28 protein-coding genes, 2 tRNA genes and 2 pseudogenes are annotated in these 17,920 nt (G+C 24.2%); 13 read left to right on the top strand and 19 right to left on the bottom strand.

The annotated features are described in order from the left end of the window. Positions 1 to 485 precede the first annotated feature (485 nt). The 3 genes and pseudogenes from AAHM82_RS04520 to AAHM82_RS04510 all read right to left on the bottom strand — a co-directional run bounded on the left by AAHM82_RS04520 (position 486) and on the right by AAHM82_RS04510 (position 3,030). Entirely contained in the window at positions 486 to 1,751 is a 1,266-nt protein-coding gene (locus AAHM82_RS04520) for a hypothetical protein (protein ID WP_342264652.1), read from the bottom strand. Positions 1,752 to 1,863: 112 nt separating this feature from the next. Continuing rightward, positions 1,864 to 2,443: pseudogene (locus AAHM82_RS04515) on the bottom strand (IS5 family transposase); the annotation flags it as partial. A gap of 332 nt (positions 2,444 to 2,775) precedes the next feature. After that, the gene (locus tag AAHM82_RS04510; protein WP_342264651.1) at positions 2,776 to 3,030 is read right to left on the bottom strand and encodes a hypothetical protein; all 255 of its coding nucleotides are present in this window, start codon (positions 3,028 to 3,030) and stop codon (positions 2,776 to 2,778) included. A 265-nt stretch (positions 3,031 to 3,295) separates the two neighbouring features. Between AAHM82_RS04510 and AAHM82_RS04505 the strand changes: the two genes are divergently transcribed. Then, positions 3,296 to 4,516: an IS256 family transposase gene (locus tag AAHM82_RS04505; protein ID WP_342263365.1), complete on the top strand. Its 1,221-nt coding sequence runs from the start codon at positions 3,296 to 3,298 to the stop codon at positions 4,514 to 4,516. On the opposite strand, the gene AAHM82_RS13355 is transcribed toward AAHM82_RS04505, so the two are convergent. The 6 genes from AAHM82_RS13355 to AAHM82_RS04485 form a co-directional block, all read right to left on the bottom strand. Next, on the bottom strand, positions 4,517 to 4,924 hold the full coding sequence (locus AAHM82_RS13355; RefSeq protein ID WP_425289056.1) for a transposase family protein: 408 nt from the start codon (positions 4,922 to 4,924) through the stop codon (positions 4,517 to 4,519). Next, the gene (locus AAHM82_RS13350; RefSeq protein ID WP_342263396.1) at positions 4,921 to 5,361 is read right to left on the bottom strand and encodes a transposase family protein; all 441 of its coding nucleotides are present in this window, start codon (positions 5,359 to 5,361) and stop codon (positions 4,921 to 4,923) included. The genes AAHM82_RS13355 and AAHM82_RS13350 overlap by 4 nt, the downstream gene beginning before the upstream one ends. 48 nt (positions 5,362 to 5,409) lie before the next feature. Further along, the gene (locus tag AAHM82_RS04495) at positions 5,410 to 5,871 is read right to left on the bottom strand and encodes a hypothetical protein (RefSeq protein ID WP_342264649.1); all 462 of its coding nucleotides are present in this window, start codon (positions 5,869 to 5,871) and stop codon (positions 5,410 to 5,412) included. 235 nt (positions 5,872 to 6,106) lie between these two features. Continuing rightward, entirely contained in the window at positions 6,107 to 6,499 is a 393-nt protein-coding gene (locus tag AAHM82_RS13345) for a transposase family protein (RefSeq protein WP_342264845.1), read from the bottom strand. Then, positions 6,496 to 6,936: a transposase family protein gene (locus AAHM82_RS13340; RefSeq protein ID WP_342263396.1), complete on the bottom strand. Its 441-nt coding sequence runs from the start codon at positions 6,934 to 6,936 to the stop codon at positions 6,496 to 6,498. Before AAHM82_RS13340 ends, AAHM82_RS13345 begins: the two co-directional genes overlap by 4 nt. 65 nt (positions 6,937 to 7,001) lie before the next feature. Further along, a complete protein-coding gene (locus AAHM82_RS04485; RefSeq protein WP_342264648.1) occupies positions 7,002 to 7,187 on the bottom strand; it encodes a hypothetical protein in 186 nt (61 codons plus the stop codon). 54 nt (positions 7,188 to 7,241) lie between these two features. Here AAHM82_RS04485 and AAHM82_RS04480 point away from each other — a divergent pair, with 54 nt between their 5' ends. Continuing rightward, complete coding sequence (locus AAHM82_RS04480; RefSeq protein WP_342264647.1) at positions 7,242 to 7,946, top strand: transposase; 705 nt, start codon at positions 7,242 to 7,244, stop codon at positions 7,944 to 7,946. A 168-nt stretch (positions 7,947 to 8,114) separates the two neighbouring features. After that, the gene (locus AAHM82_RS04475) at positions 8,115 to 8,573 is read left to right on the top strand and encodes a hypothetical protein (protein ID WP_342264646.1); all 459 of its coding nucleotides are present in this window, start codon (positions 8,115 to 8,117) and stop codon (positions 8,571 to 8,573) included. A 50-nt stretch (positions 8,574 to 8,623) separates the two neighbouring features. Here AAHM82_RS04475 and AAHM82_RS04470 read toward each other — a convergent pair whose 3' ends face one another. From AAHM82_RS04470 to AAHM82_RS04455, 4 genes are all read right to left on the bottom strand, one after another. Then, positions 8,624 to 9,457, bottom strand: coding sequence for an aldo/keto reductase (locus tag AAHM82_RS04470; protein WP_342264645.1), 834 nt, complete (start codon positions 9,455 to 9,457; stop codon positions 8,624 to 8,626). Between the two features lie 47 nt (positions 9,458 to 9,504). Beyond that, a tRNA-Ser gene (locus AAHM82_RS04465) sits at positions 9,505 to 9,595 on the bottom strand. 2 nt (positions 9,596 to 9,597) lie between these two features. Then, positions 9,598 to 9,673, bottom strand: a tRNA-Thr gene (locus tag AAHM82_RS04460). A gap of 39 nt (positions 9,674 to 9,712) precedes the next feature. After that, positions 9,713 to 9,898 carry a hypothetical protein gene (locus AAHM82_RS04455; protein WP_342264644.1) on the bottom strand — a complete coding sequence of 62 codons (186 nt, stop codon included), beginning with the start codon at positions 9,896 to 9,898 and terminating at the stop codon, positions 9,713 to 9,715. A 625-nt stretch (positions 9,899 to 10,523) separates the two neighbouring features. Between AAHM82_RS04455 and AAHM82_RS04450 the strand changes: the two genes are divergently transcribed. The 8 genes from AAHM82_RS04450 (at position 10,524) to AAHM82_RS04415 (ending at position 13,728) form a co-directional block, all read left to right on the top strand. Next, positions 10,524 to 10,850: a hypothetical protein gene (locus AAHM82_RS04450; RefSeq protein WP_342263463.1), complete on the top strand. Its 327-nt coding sequence runs from the start codon at positions 10,524 to 10,526 to the stop codon at positions 10,848 to 10,850. A gap of 2 nt (positions 10,851 to 10,852) precedes the next feature. Continuing rightward, a complete protein-coding gene (locus AAHM82_RS04445) occupies positions 10,853 to 11,074 on the top strand; it encodes a hypothetical protein (protein ID WP_342263464.1) in 222 nt (73 codons plus the stop codon). Positions 11,075 to 11,238: 164 nt separating this feature from the next. Beyond that, positions 11,239 to 11,469: a hypothetical protein gene (locus AAHM82_RS04440; RefSeq protein ID WP_342263465.1), complete on the top strand. Its 231-nt coding sequence runs from the start codon at positions 11,239 to 11,241 to the stop codon at positions 11,467 to 11,469. A 78-nt stretch (positions 11,470 to 11,547) separates the two neighbouring features. After that, complete coding sequence (locus tag AAHM82_RS04435; RefSeq protein WP_342263466.1) at positions 11,548 to 11,880, top strand: hypothetical protein; 333 nt, start codon at positions 11,548 to 11,550, stop codon at positions 11,878 to 11,880. A 24-nt stretch (positions 11,881 to 11,904) separates the two neighbouring features. Next, positions 11,905 to 12,891: a hypothetical protein gene (locus tag AAHM82_RS04430; protein WP_342223784.1), complete on the top strand. Its 987-nt coding sequence runs from the start codon at positions 11,905 to 11,907 to the stop codon at positions 12,889 to 12,891. 3 nt (positions 12,892 to 12,894) lie between these two features. Continuing rightward, positions 12,895 to 13,215 (top strand): hypothetical protein, encoded by a 321-nt coding sequence (locus AAHM82_RS04425; RefSeq protein ID WP_342263467.1) that lies wholly within the window; start codon positions 12,895 to 12,897, stop codon positions 13,213 to 13,215. Between the two features lie 2 nt (positions 13,216 to 13,217). After that, complete coding sequence (locus tag AAHM82_RS04420; protein ID WP_338968164.1) at positions 13,218 to 13,466, top strand: hypothetical protein; 249 nt, start codon at positions 13,218 to 13,220, stop codon at positions 13,464 to 13,466. A gap of 22 nt (positions 13,467 to 13,488) precedes the next feature. After that, a complete protein-coding gene (locus AAHM82_RS04415; RefSeq protein WP_342263468.1) occupies positions 13,489 to 13,728 on the top strand; it encodes a hypothetical protein in 240 nt (79 codons plus the stop codon). 144 nt (positions 13,729 to 13,872) lie between these two features. Here AAHM82_RS04415 and AAHM82_RS04410 read toward each other — a convergent pair whose 3' ends face one another. From AAHM82_RS04410 to AAHM82_RS13330, 4 genes are all read right to left on the bottom strand, one after another. Next, positions 13,873 to 14,265 (bottom strand): transposase family protein, encoded by a 393-nt coding sequence (locus tag AAHM82_RS04410; protein ID WP_342264845.1) that lies wholly within the window; start codon positions 14,263 to 14,265, stop codon positions 13,873 to 13,875. After that, positions 14,262 to 14,534: a transposase family protein gene (locus AAHM82_RS04405; RefSeq protein ID WP_342263338.1), complete on the bottom strand. Its 273-nt coding sequence runs from the start codon at positions 14,532 to 14,534 to the stop codon at positions 14,262 to 14,264. The genes AAHM82_RS04410 and AAHM82_RS04405 overlap by 4 nt, the downstream gene beginning before the upstream one ends. A 196-nt stretch (positions 14,535 to 14,730) precedes the next feature. Then, entirely contained in the window at positions 14,731 to 15,123 is a 393-nt protein-coding gene (locus AAHM82_RS13335; protein WP_342264845.1) for a transposase family protein, read from the bottom strand. After that, the gene (locus tag AAHM82_RS13330) at positions 15,120 to 15,560 is read right to left on the bottom strand and encodes a transposase family protein (RefSeq protein WP_342263396.1); all 441 of its coding nucleotides are present in this window, start codon (positions 15,558 to 15,560) and stop codon (positions 15,120 to 15,122) included. Before AAHM82_RS13330 ends, AAHM82_RS13335 begins: the two co-directional genes overlap by 4 nt. Positions 15,561 to 15,618: 58 nt before the next feature. Between AAHM82_RS13330 and AAHM82_RS04395 the strand changes: the two are divergent. Further along, a pseudogene (locus AAHM82_RS04395) lies at positions 15,619 to 15,783 on the top strand (transposase family protein); the annotation flags it as partial. A gap of 86 nt (positions 15,784 to 15,869) precedes the next feature. Here AAHM82_RS04395 and AAHM82_RS04390 read toward each other — a convergent pair. Then, complete coding sequence (locus tag AAHM82_RS04390) at positions 15,870 to 16,136, bottom strand: chromate transporter (RefSeq protein WP_342263340.1); 267 nt, start codon at positions 16,134 to 16,136, stop codon at positions 15,870 to 15,872. 102 nt (positions 16,137 to 16,238) lie between these two features. Continuing rightward, positions 16,239 to 16,508, bottom strand: a complete 270-nt coding sequence (gene rpsO / locus AAHM82_RS04385; RefSeq protein ID WP_342263341.1) for a 30S ribosomal protein S15 — start codon at positions 16,506 to 16,508, stop codon at positions 16,239 to 16,241. A gap of 400 nt (positions 16,509 to 16,908) precedes the next feature. On the opposite strand from rpsO, the gene AAHM82_RS04380 reads away from it, so the two are divergent. Continuing rightward, the gene (locus tag AAHM82_RS04380) at positions 16,909 to 17,868 is read left to right on the top strand and encodes an IS1/IS1595 family N-terminal zinc-binding domain-containing protein (protein ID WP_342263342.1); all 960 of its coding nucleotides are present in this window, start codon (positions 16,909 to 16,911) and stop codon (positions 17,866 to 17,868) included. Positions 17,869 to 17,920: the final 52 nt, after the last annotated feature.

Raw genomic sequence — 17,920 nt, 5'->3', positions numbered from 1 at the left:
TAATTTAATAGCGTGTATATTTTTAGGAAATTCACCCATTCATTTTTTTATTGCAAAACGAAACAAATTGCTATAGCTAATAGGATGTTATCTATTAACTGGTAAACTTCTTTTGGTTATGGCGACCACCCACAATTTATCGTGCTTTAATACATACCAACATTATTAACTCACTTGTATTTAATTTTCAAAGAACAAATTTTTAATACCTTATAAAATAAAAAGACAATCATTACTGACTGTCTTAATATTTATTCAAATCTTTACCTACCTAACAAAACTTTATGCGTCCTTATTAATACAACCAAATGCTACCTATCATCATGTGAAAAAGAATATACATTTAATTCTTTAACATCATAATAAATTTATATATTGTAGTGGAAAATGTTATCAACAATCGTTTGATAATACAGTAACAAAATTTAAACAAAAATAAAATTTTGCAGGGACAATATGAATAAATAATTTGTCCGAAATGTCTATTACTTTTTTACAATCATTTTTGGTAAATTAATTCTAAAAAACTTATCTAATTTTTCTCAAGCAACATCACGATTTTCTTCTGGAGTAACAATTCAATTTGCAAAAGCTTCAGCAAAAAGTTCTTTATATGATGTTGCTCCATAATTACTTCTAATAATTCCATATGCTAATAATTTTTTATAATTATCATCAGTAATTCTAGTGTTTTCTGCTAATGAATTTATCATATAATTTTCCCCTAATGTCTTTATTCAAACATTATTACAAAAAAAATCTAACATATGACCATATTCATGAACTATAGTTCAAAGTATCACTTCATAACTACGGTTTGCAAGAGAATAGTTAAGAACAATAGTTTTTAAGTTGTATCGATTATTATAAGGATGTTCTGCATATGCTAGGTTTTTTGTTCAAGGCTGTTGTAAATCAATTTTTTCTACCATTTGCATAACATTATTTTTTCCATAGACTTCAGCCATTATATTATAAAAATAAACTAAATTTTTTTTAATTTTATCTTTCATTTCTTCATTATTATATAATAATAAATCTAATAATAATTCTCAATTTATTCCAACTAAAGTAGAAGATTTACGCATTACAAAACCTTTATTTTTAAATTGTTCATTTAAATTAGCAAAATCAGAAAAATTATCAGTGTTATTTTTTATTTTATTAAATTCATTAATAGATTCTTGATTTGCTTTATATATAAGTTTTTCATCTAATTCATGAATAAATTTATTCATATCGGATAAATTTTCATATTTTTTAAATCAATCATTTTTAGTTAAAAATTTATCATTTTTAACTATATCTTGTAATTTTGAAAAAAAACTATTACGAAAAGTCTCTACTTTTTTTCTATTTTTTATATTAGGAACAAGATAATCTAAATTAATAGATTTATCAATTATATAGTTAATTGTAACTTCACCAGTATAAACTTTATTATCATCTGAGATTACTTTAGCAGTTGTTGATGTAATCTCTTTAATTTGAATTTTGTTTATATCAATATCAAACTTGTTTCCAAGTAAATTTTTAATTTGTTCTTTAGTCGGTTTTTCAAGACCACTAGTTTTAATAGTTTCTAAATTTTTTTTATTTTCTGTAATAATTTTTGATAAATTTTTTTCTTTTAATTTTTGATTTTCTTTTTCAATTGGTAGATTTAATAAAAAAATTATGCCTAAACAAATTGGAACTGCTGACATTAAAGCTACTAGTAAATACAATAATTTTTTTCTTTTCATTATCATTCATAATTTCCTCCAAAAAATTTACATTAATTTTATATGATTTCTGCAATAAGTTCTTGGTATGCTTGTTTTTGTCTTCAATAAGTAGGATTAGTTTAAATAATATCAAGTTTTCTAATCAAACAAAACTTCGTTCTACAACTCATCTTTTAGGTAATACTACAAAAGAATTTAATTCATTATGTTTTATAATATAGTCCTATTACGATCTGTACTTTCTGCGGTTGTTATATTAATTGCGTACAGTAAATCTTGAAAATCAACAACAATATAACGCGTTTTATTCCTGAAATCTTTTTACCAGCATCCATAACCTTTATTTTCAGCAGTATCTGTGTTTTTAACACTTTGCGAATCAATATATATAAAAACTAGTTTTTTCTTGGCAATGATTGTTGATACAAACCATTTTAACTATTTCTTTTTAAAACTAATTGCAACAAACTAGGATTTTTGCCATTATTTGTACTTCAAATTTGAAAATAGTAGTATACGGTCTGTCACTTTGGAAAATCTTTTGGCAACATTCTTATTCTTCATTGACAACCACTTTTTAATACATATAACACTCCACAAAACACTTCATATAAATCTAAAATTCTTGGTTTTGTTTTCTTTTTGCTGTTTTCTAAAATTGATCTTATGTTTTCAAATTGCTCTTTGCTGACATTACTAGGATAATTTTTATGCATATTACAGTATACCACAGATGTTTTACACAATCAAGAAAAATCTTAAAAAGGGTCGCGTTTAGTTTTCTTAGGTATTTTTTAAAAAAGAAAAAATAATCATTTACTATAAATTATTTCAATATTCAAATTAAGTATATATTTCTTATGTATGATTTTTGTTGTAAAAATTATTTTAATGTTGTTTTTATAAGCATTTTACTTAGTTTTTATAACCTTTTATTAAGATTATGTTTGTTAATATTAAATATTTTGTTTTATTACTTATTTTTCAAATAAAACGATAATTAAATTGTAGTTACTTTTCTTTCAAAATTAATCAAATATTTTTCCACCTAACAAAACTTTACGCGTCCGTCATTACCTGCGATTAAGGTTTTATTAAAAGCTTTAATTTTTAAAATATTTGTATTAATTTCATCTTCACTACTAGAAGTTTTGTGATAAAAATAGCTTTCGTTTTTAAAACCATGATTTTTAATGGTGAATTCTTTATAGTAACCTTTTTCTAAAGTGTCAATGAAATTGAATACTGGCGTTCAATAGAGATAAGAGTAATTAAATTTATCAAAATCGCCACGATGAATCATTAGACTTCTTGCAAAATTAATATGATAATTATAATTTTTAAATTTAAAATAAATATAAAAGTGTTATTAAAATAATTTTTAGATTATTTTTACAAATATTTTGTCATTAAAACATAATAAAAATTATTATTTACAATAAAAAAAGACTGAAATTTTAAATTATCAAATATATTTAAACTAATAGTTGTAAATTATAAGAGCCTGTCCAAAATTCTGTGTCTCGATAATTCATTCTGAATTATACTTAAAAGAAGGAGAACAGAAAATGACAAAAAAAATAAAAAAAGAACCTGACGCAATTGATAAAGTTGTTGATTATTTTTTAGAAAATATTGATAATCCACAAGATTTATTTAAAGGCAATACTATTTTTCAGGAATTTACCAAAAAATTAACTGAACGAATGTTAAATACGGAAATTAAAGATTATCTTGAAACTGATGAGAATCATAATAAAAGAAATGGCAACACACAAAAAACCATTATTACTAAAAATGGTTCAATCGCAATTGATGTACCAAGAGATCGAAATAGTACTTTTGAACCAGTAATTATTCCAAAAAGACAAAGAAGATTTGATAACTTTGATCAAAAAGTAATTTCTTTATATGCAAGAGGAATGACAATTTCTGATATCAAAGCACAATTGCAAGAATTCTATCACGGAGCAGAAATTTCAGAAAGTTTAATTAGTCAAATAACTGATGATGTTATTGAAGAAGTTAAAATGTGACAAACTAAACCTTTAGAGAAGATTTATCCGATTGTTTATTTTGATTGTATTGTTGTTAAAGTAAAGCAAGATAAACGAATAATAAATAAAGCAGTTTATCTTGCCTTAGGAATTAATTTAGATGGTTTAAAAGATATTTTAGGAATGTGAATTAGTGAGAATGAGGGAGCCAAATTTTGACTTAATAATCTTACGGAAATGAAAAATCGTGGGTTACAAGATATTCTTGTTGCTTGTAGTGATAATTTAACTGGGATGTCTGATGCAATAGAAGCTGTTTTCCCAAAAACACAGCATCAATTATGCATTGTTCATCAAATTCGCAATAGTTTAAAATTTGTTCCTTACAAAGATCGCAAACTTGTAGCTAATGATTTAAAATCAATTTATACAGCAATTAATGAAGAAATAGCGTTAATTGCTTTAGATCATTTTTCAGAAAAATGAAATAAAAAGTATCCACAAATTACTAAATCATGAAAAAATAACTGAAATAATTTAATAATTTTTCTTGAATATCCTCAGGAATTTAGAAGAATTATTTACACAACTAATGCGATTGAATCTGTTAATAGTCAATTAAGAAAAGTCATTAAGAATAAAAAGATTTTTCCTAATGACGCATCAGTTTTTAAAATATTTTATTTAGCATTTCAAAATATGGTTAAGAAATGAACGATGCCAATTCAAAATTGGGGTAGTGCAATTTCACATTTAATGATAAAATTTGAGGACAGAGTGAATTTAAGTTAATTACTTAGAGACACAGTTAATTGTACAGTCCCAATTATAAATTGAAGCTATTAAATTAAATCTTAAAGCAAATCTTTTTCTACGATTTCGATATTTTTCACTAATAATTTTAAATTTTTTAAGTATAGCAAAAACATTTTCAATAACAATTCTCATTTTTGAAATTCGCTCATTATTTTGCTTTTCTTCTTTATTTAAAGGGTTTTTCTTTGATTTTCTTTTAGGAATTAAAACATTATGATTAATTTTTTGTATGCCTTGATAACCTAAATCCACTAAAACAGTTGTTTCTGGTAAAAATTTAATTTTTGAATCTTTTAAAATTTTAAAGTCATGGTTTTTACCATAAGAAAAATCAGAACTAATAATTTTTTTACTATCTTTTTCAATTATAACTTGTGTTTTTATTGTGTGTTTTTTCTTTTTTCCTGAGTAGTGCTGTTTTTGTCTTTTTTTGGGCGTTGGATTTGGCTTTCAGTTACATCAATTATAACAGTCTTATCTTTGAAATAATCTTTTAATAGTGATTTTTGACCAGTAAGTTGTTGAAAATTAGGGTGTTTTATTAAAGTGTCTTCAATTCATTTGATATTTCTATAACAACTACTTTCACTAATATCATAACTTTTTGCAATATGAAAATAAGTTCTATATTCTCTTCAATATTCTAAAGTCATTAAAATACGATTTTCTAATGATAATTTATTGGTTCTTCCGCGACGAAATCTCTTTTTTAATTCTTCTATTTTTAAAATTTCTAGCATTTTATTAAAAGTAGTATGTTTAATACCAGTTAATCTTAAAAAATTTTTATCACTTATTTGATTATTTTTTTTAAATTTCATTTAAATTCCACCTTTTTATTAAAAACAACAATTCAATTATATTTTAAATTAATTTTGCAAGAAGTCTATTAAATAATCAAGATTATCAATGATATCATCATATTTGTGGTTACCATCAAATTTAGTAGTTGTTATCGGTAAATCAATGTCAGTACTGTCTTTTTCAATTTCAATTTCAAAATTATTTGTTTCATTTAATCTGTAATTTGTTTTATCGAAAAAATCTTTGAAATTATATAAATCTGTGCCTTGTGCTTTAATTGTTATTTTTTTATTAATTACTCATGTTTTATAAGTGCTATTTTCTTTTATTTTTTGTCCATATGTTGTTATTAAGTTTCTAATTTTTTCTTGTTTATCCTGATTATTTTGCAATTCTTTTGTAAATTGGAAAGTAAAATCGTTTAAGTTTTTTAATTCTGGTAATTTTTCATTTAGATTGCTATTATCTTTTTTATATATGTTAACCTCTGAAATACTATTTGTTGAATTTAAAACCCAAAAATTCACTTTTTCTAAATTTTTAATTTCAAAATTATAAACTTTATTACTTTGTCTTTTACTTCTAATTAATAGACTTCTTGCAAAATTAATATGATAATTATAATTTTTAAATTTAAAATAAATATAAAAGTGTTATTAAAATAATTTTTAGATTATTTTTACAAATATTTTGTCATTAAAACATAATAAAAATTATTATTTACAATAAAAAAAGACTGAAATTTTAAATTATCAAATATATTTAAACTAATAGTTGTAAATTATAAATTGAAGCTATTAAATTAAATCTTAAAGCAAATCTTTTTCTACGATTTCGATATTTTTCACTAATAATTTTAAATTTTTTAAGTATAGCAAAAACATTTTCAATAACAATTCTCATTTTTGAAATTCGCTCATTATTTTGCTTTTCTTCTTTATTTAAAGGGTTTTTCTTTGATTTTCTTTTAGGAATTAAAACATTATGATTAATTTTTTGTATGCCTTGATAACCTAAATCCACTAAAACAGTTGTTTCTGGTAAAAATTTAATTTTTGAATCTTTTAAAATTTTAAAGTCATGGTTTTTACCATAAGAAAAATCAGAACTAATAATTTTTTTACTATCTTTTTCAATTATAACTTGTGTTTTTATTGTGTGTTTTTTCTTTTTTCCTGAGTAGTGCTGTTTTTGTCTTTTTTTGGGCGTTGGATTTGGCTTTCAGTTACATCAATTATAACAGTCTTATCTTTGAAATAATCTTTTAATAGTGATTTTTGACCAGTAAGTTGTTGAAAATTAGGGTGTTTTATTAAAGTGTCTTCAATTCATTTGATATTTCTATAACAACTACTTTCACTAATATCATAACTTTTTGCAATATGAAAATAAGTTCTATATTCTCTTCAATATTCTAAAGTCATTAAAATACGATTTTCTAATGATAATTTATTGGTTCTTCCGCGACGAAATCTCTTTTTTAATTCTTCTATTTTTAAAATTTCTAGCATTTTATTAAAAGTAGTATGTTTAATACCAGTTAATCTTAAAAAATTTTTATCACTTATTTGATTATTTTTTTTAAATTTCATTTAAATTCCACCTTTTTATTAAAAACAACAATTCAATTATATTTTAAATTAATTTTGCAAGAAGTCTATTCTTTTCAGTATTCTAAAGTCATAAGTAATCTTTGCTCTATTGATAATTTATTTGGTCTACCACCAATTTGTTTTTGTTTAGCTTCACCTTCTTTTAAAATTTCTACCATTTTCATGAAAGTTTTATATTTTATGCCTATTAAACTATAAAATTCGTTTTCGTCTTTGTATTTATCTAACATTTGTATTTCACCTAGGAAATAATATTATCAAAATAGTAGATAAAATTAAAGGTTATGTACCAAGTCTATTGAAGTCATTTAAATTATGAACAATGAAATTTATTGATTCAAATTTCATTGCTGGGGCAATCTAGTAAAACAATTTCTCGTTTTATTAAAACTACATTAAAAACTGCTTGATATAATCGTCAAAAATTAATGAAATCAAAACAATTAGAAAATACCCAATTAAAATTTAAAAAATTATCTGGTAAAATCCAAATCGATGAAACATTTATTAAAGAAATCCATAAAGGAAATTTCAAATATAAAACTGATCCACGAAGAATTCACCTTGACCCATTCGCAACTAATACTAAATGCTGTATTCAAATGGCAATTGATAATAATAACAATATTTATGTTAAATCCACAAACACCAAACGTTTACAAAAACAATGAGTTATTGAAAATATGAACAAAGAATTAATTAACGAAAATTCAATTATTACTTCTGATATGCAAAAATTATATTTTTTAGTAGCAAAACAAACAAATTCTACTTTATGTGTAACTAAAACAACAATTAATTCTGAAGCTAGTTATCGTAACTTAAATAAAATCAGTAAATTACAATCTAGTCTTAAAGAAGCCTTAATTCATTATCATGGTTTAGGTTTTACTAATATTCAAAATTATTTAAATCTCTGAAAATGAAAATACCAACATAAGGGTTTAACTCCAAACCAACAAACAGCGGTATTATATTTTAATGTATAAAAAAGTTAAAGTAAAAATAGTAATTTTACATAAAAGCCTTTTAAAATTATCAAGTTGATGATTTTTTTTTATTTTATCAAGAGTTTTCGACAAAATTAAAAAATTATTTTGATAATTTATTATATAATTATGTTATGAAGAGAAAACAACAAAAAGGTGGTCTAATGAATGATAATGATAAATCATCTAGCTCTATTATATAAAATCTCGCAACTTAAAGAAAAGTTATACATTGACTTATTAAGAAAATTAGAAATTAAAAATCTAATGCCTGTACATATAAATATTTTATTAGTAATTGATAAGATTAAAGATAAACCCATTATTGTTAATGTTGCAAAAGAACTTTGCAAATCCAAAGCTGATACATCAGCCGTGATATCAACATTAGTGAAAAAGGGATATATTACTTGTAAAGTTCTTGCTAGTGACCGTCGTTCAAAACTATTAACTTTAACTCCTAAAGCACAAGAAATCATTAAAAAGGCGGCATTAATCAAAGAACAAATTGATAGCATTTTGCTAAATAAATTAAATAGTATTGAAAAAGATATGCTTCATTCTTATTTATTAACCGCAGGAAACAATTTAGAAATAGCTTTAAAATCTGACTCTTCATTAGTTTAAAGTTAACAATATAGAAAAAAACCTTGTAATTAGATTTACAAGGTTTTTTTCTAATTTCCAAAATCAAAATTATTAGGATCAGGCCCTTTTCGTGATTGTGGTAAACTATCAATTCACTTCATATGTTCATCACTAATTTTAAAATCATCAATCGCGCTATTTTCAATAATCCGCGTCTTATGCATTGACTTGGGAATTATTAAACTTTGATGTTGATAAGCTCATCGTAAAAATAATTGTTGAATTGTTTTATTATATTTACGAGCAATCTGCTCACAAGTTTCTGGTAAAGAGTCATGATATTTCATTGTTCCTCAACCAATAGTTACAATATTATTTTTTTGATGATACGCTCTTAATTCCGTTTGATTTAATCCCGGATGAAACTCAATTTGATTAGCAACGGGTAACTCTTTAGCATCTTGTTTTAATTGTTCTAACTGCTCAATATTAAAATTACTAACACCAATCGCACGAGCTTTTTTAGCACGATATATTTCCTCTAATACTTCTCAAGCAATTTTACGATTATTTCACGGTCAATGCATTAAAAATAAATCAAGAAATTCTAAACCTAATTTTTCTAATGAGCTATCAATCTCTTGTAAATACTGTTCTTTTGTTAATTCATTACCTCAAAGTTTAGTCGTAACAAAAATTTCACTGCGAGAAATCTTACTTTCTTTAATTGCTTGACCAACGATTTCTTCATTCCCATAAATTTTAGCCGTATCAATATGCCGATAACCCTGATTTAAAGCTTCTAAAATCGCTTCTTTACCTAATTCATTATTTTCAATTTTATATGTTCCAAAACCCATAACTGGCATCATAATACCATTATGTAATTTAACTTTTTCATCTAAAATAATTCTTTTTTTCATAAAAACCCCTTTCCTTTATAAATATTTATTTAGTATATTTCATTTTATGGCGGAGAGTACGGGATTCGAACCCGTGGAATCCCTTTCGAATTCATCACCTTTCCAAGATGACTGTTTGAACCACTCACACAACTCTCCAATGGTGCTGGTTAAAAGAATTGAACTCTTGGCCTCACCCTTACCATGGGTGTGCTCTACCGACTGAGCTAAACCAGCAATTAATATTTCCTTCTCCATTATAACTTGTTTGCAATATTAAATAAATGATAATAAAATTTCATCTAAATTTTCTCACTCATCTTGATAACAAAAAAGAAAATTATTTTTAATATTTAGTTTCTTTTTTACTATTAGTTTATTAATCTCATTTTGAAAATATTTATAAGCTACTTGATTTTGCTTTATTCGCAAATCAACGCCTGCAATTAGTCCTAATTCCATAATAAAATTTGTCCATAATATTCTTGTTTTGTAATTTTAGTAATTGTTTGTCGCCATAATGGATATTCATTACTATTTTGGCAAATAACTATTTGTGAATTTTTATGAAAAGAACGGACGCATAAAGTTTTGTTAGGTGGGAAAAGATTTGAATAAGTATTAAGACAGTCAGCAATGATTGTCTTTTTATTTTATAAGATGTTAAAAATTTGTTCTTTGAAAATTAAATACAAGTGAATTAATAATGTTGGTATGTATTAAAGCACGATAAATTGTGGGTGGTCGCCATAACCAAAAGAAGTTTACCAGTTAATAGATAACATCCTATTAAACTATAGCAATTTGTTTCGTTTTGCAATAAAAAAATGAATGGGTGGATTTCCTAAAAATATACACGCTATTAAATTAGTTCCAAGGGTAGGATGCGGATGTTAAAGTGTAAAAATTTCTATATAGGGGTATGCTAAGTTTAAAATTATTAAAATCTTTATCTAATTAAAAAACAAAATTCAGTAACAAAGTTTGTTAAACACTTAAATCTGCGATATATAAGTGTTTAAAAAACTAAGTTAACTAACAACTTAGTTAATATAACTTAGTTTATTTATAAGAGAGGTAATTTATTATGAAAAACATTGAAAACATTTTCTTAAATACTAAGAAATATCTCTTAAAAGAAACACAAAACGCAATGCTTATTAAAGCCCCAAAAATTCCGTGATTTAGTGAACAAATCGGTATTTGGTTTCCAAAGCGATTTGTTTATAAAGGAAAATATGAAAATTCAATTTGCATCGGAATAATAAAAGATAGTAAATATCAAGTAATTTCAATTAATCAACAAGAGCAAGAAACCAAGTTAATTAAAGGCCAAGAATTATTAGGCTTCTTCATTGCCGAAAAAGAAAACAACAAAAAAGATATAAATTATAACTATTTTAAAGGAGTTTAAAAATGAATATTGCGATTGGAATAATATTTATTATCATTTGCATAATGCTATTGGCATATTTTGCTTATAAAATTTATGCCAAAATAAAAATGCGAATTAAATATAAAAATGCCATTAAAAGTAATACTGGTAATTTTACAAAAGACGAAAAAGTATTTATTGCTCGCTTTGAAGAATGAGTTAAAGCTCCTAATTCAAAAAACAATAACGCGGATAAAAAATAATGTTTTGAAAAATTATCATGGAATTCTTAGAACTGTTTGTTCCGATAGAAAAAATGCCTGCACAAGTTGCGTTTATTGCCGGATTAATTATTATCATTACTTTTCTTTTCGCCTTAATTTCAATTATGTATTTACCAATAAAAATGATTTTTGGGAGATAAAAAATGACAATAAACTTAAAAGAATTTAATTGAGAACAAATTAAACAAACTTTCTGAGATTTATTTATTCAAATTACAACTATTCCAGCTCATATTACTGGTGGTAAAGAAATTAATTTAACTGAAGAGCCACTTTGACTTTTAATAGCAAACATTGCTTTTTGATTCTTGACAGCAGTTATGGTGTGATTTATTCTAATGCTACTTTGAAAAACCATATCAGTATTTAGATAGAAGCAAAAGTAATGTCGCGAAGCTAAATTGTGATGCATTCACAAAGAAATTCAAAATTAATTAGGAAAAAACACAATCGTGTTAAGGTTAATCGTGGTTTTAACAAATTTAAGAAAAACTTTGAATATAAATGATGAATGTTTTAAAAAGAAAGGGGGTGATTATATGTTTGGAATTTTCTTGGCCGATGCACCAGCAACAGTAGAAAAAATAACAGCTAGTGACGCGATGACTAAATTGTGAAATGCAATTATAACAGCGTTTACTAAAATGTGAGAAATTATTGCTGTTAATATGCCACAAGTCGGTAACTTCTTTGCTGACTACTGAATATTCATTTTTCCATTTATTTTGGCAATATTCTTTATTTGCTTTAAAATGTTTGAAAAATTACTTGGAGCTGTACGTTAACAAAAAAATAAAGTGAGGTGCAAGATGAAATTTTGCAAATGAATAATAGAAAAAAATAACCATTTTATTGAATTAAATCGCACCTCATTTTTAATTTTATGACATTGCGGAGCAATTTGATATATTTACAACGGTTATTTTAAAAACATTGTGAGCTATTTATTTTTAGCGGGTTGTATTTTAATTTTCCTTTTTAAAATTGGTAATTTAACACAAATTAACAAAGTTATTAATTTCTTAAAAAATTCACCATTAAATATTGTGATAGGTTCATTGGGAACTGGAAAAACCGCTTTTCTAGTATACGCATCAAAATTACTAAAAAAGAAGAAATATCACATCGCCTCAACCTTTCCATTACTAGAAACTCAAAAATTAAGTTTAGGACATATGGGATTATTAGACTTTGATTATCCGGTATTGCCAGACAAAACCTTACTTTTGTGAGATGAAACCAATTTATTTTTAGAAGGAACTGATTGAGAAAAAAATAATACCAAAAATGAAGAAACCGGTATTCAAGAATATTTCGCTCTGGCACGGCATTTCGGTCATATTGTGCTTGCTAGCGGTCAAAGAGATAAACATATTTGAGTTAAAGTTCGTGATATTGCCAATAATGTGATTGTGGGCATTCGTAAAAAACCCGTTAATATTTTTCGACCCTACTTAAAAGTCATCTATGGCACCTTTACTAGCATTGAAGAATATGAACGCTGACGAAACACCTTAATTGATGCTAAAAATAGTAAAAAGGGTCGTCGCATTAAATACCGGGATATTCCTGAACTTGATATTTATTTTTTTAAACTAAAAATTCCCCTACCAATACTTAATACTTACAATTCTTTTTACCTAGCATTTTTAAGAGATTACTTAAATTCAAAAGTAAATCCTGATTATGAAGATAAATACTATACTGATACGGCAATTGATTTAGAAGACTTAGAATACTTAAAAATGGATAAATTTAGCAAATTTTTAAGAAAAATGAAAGAAAAGGAACAATAAAAAATGGAAAATCTCGCAAAAATGGCCGACTTTCTTGCCCAAATGCTTTATAAAGTTTTTGATTTAATTTGAAGTCTTGAAGTGCCGGGAACAAAAATTCAACTAATATTTCCCTTATTCTTAACGCTTGCTGTAGAATTTCTTATGGCAATTATTCTTGGTTTTGGCAGTCAACAAGTTAATTTAGAAAAGCAACGCCAATATGCCGTTAAAAATAGTGGTCGTTTAAGTGCGTGAGGAAAAGTTAAAAAACAAATAAAACCAATAAATCCAAATAAAATTAATTGAAAACAAAGAAATAAAAAAATAAAACAAGGTAACTAACGATGTTTAAACTAATTATTATTTTTATCTTAATAACTGTTCTTGGATTATTAGCTGGTAGTCATTTTGAAACTTTAACGAACTATATTAGCGAAGGCCTTGCCAATTTTAAAAAGTTTATTACTAGCAATTTAACAATTTTAGAACTGTTTAAACCAATGGCACGAACATTTTCACAACATCCAATCTTTACCATTCTTGGCGTTACTTGTGTACTTATTGCCTTATTTATTGTGATTAAAGGACGATAAAAAATATGAAAGAAGAATTAAAATGAAAAAACTTTTAGTAAAATTATTTAAAAAAGATAATTCAAAAGAAAAAGCGCTGTTAAAATTAAGAATTAAAAATTCTTTTAAAAAGCAATGGTTAAAAATAGCATTAAGTATCATTTTCATCTTTATAAGCTTATTAATTTGTGCATTAACAGCAATCGATACTAAATGAATAACCGGAACAAGTAACGAATTTAATAATTTTATGAATAGACTTCTTGCAAAATTAATATGATAATTATAATTTTTAAATTTAAAATAAATATAAAAGTGTTATTAAAATAATTTTTAGATTATTTTTACAAATATTTTGTCATTAAAACATAATAAAAATTATTATTTACAATAAAAAAAGACTGAAATTTTAAATTATCAAATATATTTAAACTAATAGTTGTAAATTATAAATTGAAGCTATTAAATTAAATCTTAAAGCAAATCTTTTTCTACGATTTCGATATTTTTCACTAATAATTTTAAATTTTTTAAGTATAGCAAAAACATTTTCAATAACAATTCTCATTTTTGAAATTCGCTCATTATTTTGCTTTTCTTCTTTATTTAAAGGGTTTTTCTTTGATTTTCTTTTAGGAATTAAAACATTATGATTAATTTTTTGTATGCCTTGATAACCTAAATCCACTAAAACAGTTGTTTCTGGTAAAAATTTAATTTTTGAATCTTTTAAAATTTTAAAGTCATGGTTTTTACCATAAGAAAAATCAGAACTAATAATTTTTTTACTATCTTTTTCAATTATAACTTGTGTTTTTATTGTGTGTTTTTTCTTTTTTCCTGAGTAGTGCTGTTTTTGTCTTTTTTTGGGCGTTGGATTTGGCTTTCAGTTACATCAATTATAACAGTCTTATCTTTGAAATAATCTTTTAATAGTGATTTTTGACCAGTAAGTTGTTGAAAATTAGGGTGTTTTATTAAAGTGTCTTCAATTCATTTGATATTTCTATAACAACTACTTTCACTAATATCATAACTTTTTGCAATATGAAAATAAGTTCTATATTCTCTTCAATATTCTAAAGTCATTAAAATACGATTTTCTAATGATAATAGACTTCTTGCAAAATTAATATGATAATTATAATTTTTAAATTTAAAATAAATATAAAAGTGTTATTAAAATAATTTTTAGATTATTTTTACAAATATTTTGTCATTAAAACATAATAAAAATTATTATTTACAATAAAAAAAGACTGAAATTTTAAATTATCAAATATATTTAAACTAATAGTTGTAAATTATAAATTGAAGCTATTAAATTAAATCTTAAAGCAAATCTTTTTCTACGATTTCGATATTTTTCACTAATAATTTTAAATTTTTTAAGTATAGCAAAAACATTTTCAATAACAATTCTCATTTTTGAAATTCGCTCATTATTTTGCTTTTCTTCTTTATTTAAAGGGTTTTTCTTTGATTTTCTTTTAGGAATTAAAACATTATGATTAATTTTTTGTATGCCTTGATAACCTAAATCCACTAAAACAGTTGTTTCTGGTAAAAATTTAATTTTTGAATCTTTTAAAATTTTAAAGTCATGGTTTTTACCATAAGAAAAATCAGAACTAATAATTTTTTTACTATCTTTTTCAATTATAACTTGTGTTTTTATTGTGTGTTTTTTCTTTTTTCCTGAGTAGTGCTGTTTTTGTCTTTTTTTGGGCGTTGGATTTGGCTTTCAGTTACATCAATTATAACAGTCTTATCTTTGAAATAATCTTTTAATAGTGATTTTTGACCAGTAAGTTGTTGAAAATTAGGGTGTTTTATTAAAGTGTCTTCAATTCATTTGATATTTCTATAACAACTACTTTCACTAATATCATAACTTTTTGCAATATGAAAATAAGTTCTATATTCTCTTCAATATTCTAAAGTCATTAAAATACGATTTTCTAATGATAATTTATTGGTTCTTCCGCGACGAAATCTCTTTTTTAATTCTTCTATTTTTAAAATTTCTAGCATTTTATTAAAAGTAGTATGTTTAATACCAGTTAATCTTAAAAAATTTTTATCACTTATTTGATTATTTTTTTTAAATTTCATTTAAATTCCACCTTTTTATTAAAAACAACAATTCAATTATATTTTAAATTAATTTTGCAAGAAGTCTAATAGCTTTTTAAGTAAAGTTAGAATTGTCATTGAACATGTTTTTGCTAGATTAAAAAGATTTAAAATACTAGTTTATCGTTATCGCAATAAGATTAGAAGATTTGGATTACGATTTAACTTAATTTCAGGAATATATAATTTTGAATTAAGCTAGTTATAGTTATGTACCAAGTCTAATATAAATATTTAATATCAATATATTTAAATAGTAAAGTTGCAAGAAAAATAAAAGCAATCATATTAGGCAAATATGCAACAAACGATGCTAATAGTGCTCCAATAATACCAGCTATTTATAACAAAACCAACAGAAGCTGATACTTGAAAAATGCTCGGCCCAGGAATAGTATTTGCTAAGATTAATAAATGATTAAATTCATCCTCAGTTATTCACCGCTTCTTAACTACAACTTCATTTTTAATTAAAGGAATTACGGCATTACCGCCACCAAAATCAAAAAAGATATTTTTAAAAAAACATAAAACAATTGTCAATATAATTGTCATTTTGAATATTTTGTTTTTTTCATCATATCAACCCTTAATAAAATATCTTATAAAAAGAAAAAGAATCAGCATCTAATTCTCTTTCTTAATAATTTCAATTTATTATTTTCTTAGTTTTAATTGTTCAATTACTTTACGATAACGATTAATATCATGATCTTTTAAGTAATCTAACATATTTCGTCTTTGTGATACTTTTCTTACTAAACTTCGTTCAGTGACAACATCTTTACGATGTACTTTTAAATGTGCTGTTAAATTAGTAATATCCGCTGTTAAAAGTGCTATTTGTACTTCTGCTGAACCCGTATCTTTCTCTTTTCTACCAAATTTAGCAATAATTTGTTTTTTATCCTCAGCTGTAATTGCCATTTAATAAATCCTCCAATAATTATAAACTTAACTAAAACCAATTAATAAAACAGAAGGTATTTTAAAAACTTGTAATAGTCGTATTCCTATTAAATATTAACCTATTTTATGAAAATATTCAAGGGTTTTGCTGTAATCGGTCGCGTTTAGTTTTCTTAGGTATTGCTTTGAAGAAGTAAAACAATCAGCTAATTATATTATTTAATTACTAAACTAACCCTTCCCTTCTTGTTATTGTCATTTTTATTCTTTATGATTTTATCATATTATTGTTTTAATTTTGTCGAAAACTCTTTTAATTTTGTCGAAAACTCTTTTAATTTTGTCGAAAACTCTTGATATTTATTGAATATACTTAATTTTAGGTATATTTTTAATATGATAGAGGTGGATAATAATTATGGAAAAAATAATTCAAGAACTAGTAAATACTTTAACAGATGATCAATTTTTAGAATTTTATGAAAAAGTCAAACAACAAGCAGAATTAATAAAAAAACAAAAACGTTTAAATGAAATTGATCAAAAATTTAGAGCGCAAGGTATTAAATGCCCTAAATGTGAATCTTACCATTGCGTTAAAAATGGACATAATTCAGAAGGAAAACAAAAATATTTATGTAAAAATTGCCGTGCAAGTTTTGACGCTTTTCGTAATCATTTTATTTATTGAAGTCATTTAAATTATGAACAATGAAATTTATTGATTCAAATTTCATTGCTGGGGCAATCTAGTAAAACAATTTCTCGTTTTATTAAAACTACATTAAAAACTGCTTGATATAATCGTCAAAAATTAATGAAATCAAAACAATTAGAAAATACCCAATTAAAATTTAAAAAATTATCTGGTAAAATCCAAATCGATGAAACATTTATTAAAGAAATTCATAAAGGAAATTTCAAATATAAAACTGATCCACGAAGAATTCACCTTGACCCATTCGCAACTAATACTAAATGCTGTATTCAAATGGCAATTGATAATAATAACAATATTTATGTTAAATCCACAAACACCAAACGTTTACAAAAACAATGAGTTATTGAAAATATGAACAAAGAATTAATTAACGAAAATTCAATTATTACTTCTGATATGCAAAAATTATATTTTTTAGTAGCAAAACAAACAAATTCTACTTTATGTGTAACTAAAACAACAATTAATCCTGAAGCTAGTTATCGTAACTTAAATAAAATCAGTAAATTACAATCTAGTCTTAAAGAAGCCTTAATTCATTATCATGGTTTAGGTTTTACTAATATTCAAAATTATTTAAATCTCTGAAAATGAAAATACCAACATAAGGGTTTAACTCCAAACCAACAAACAGCGATATTATATTTTAATGTATAAAAAAGTTAAAGTAAAAATAGTAATTTTACATAAAAGCCTTTTAAAATTATCA

Source organism: Spiroplasma endosymbiont of Clivina fossor (genome assembly GCF_964031115.1).
Classification (GTDB): Bacteria; Bacillota_I; Bacilli_A; order Mycoplasmatales; family Nriv7; genus Nriv7.
The sequence above is the reverse complement of the archived record's forward strand: the minus strand, read 5'-3'. Positions and strand labels throughout refer to the sequence as shown.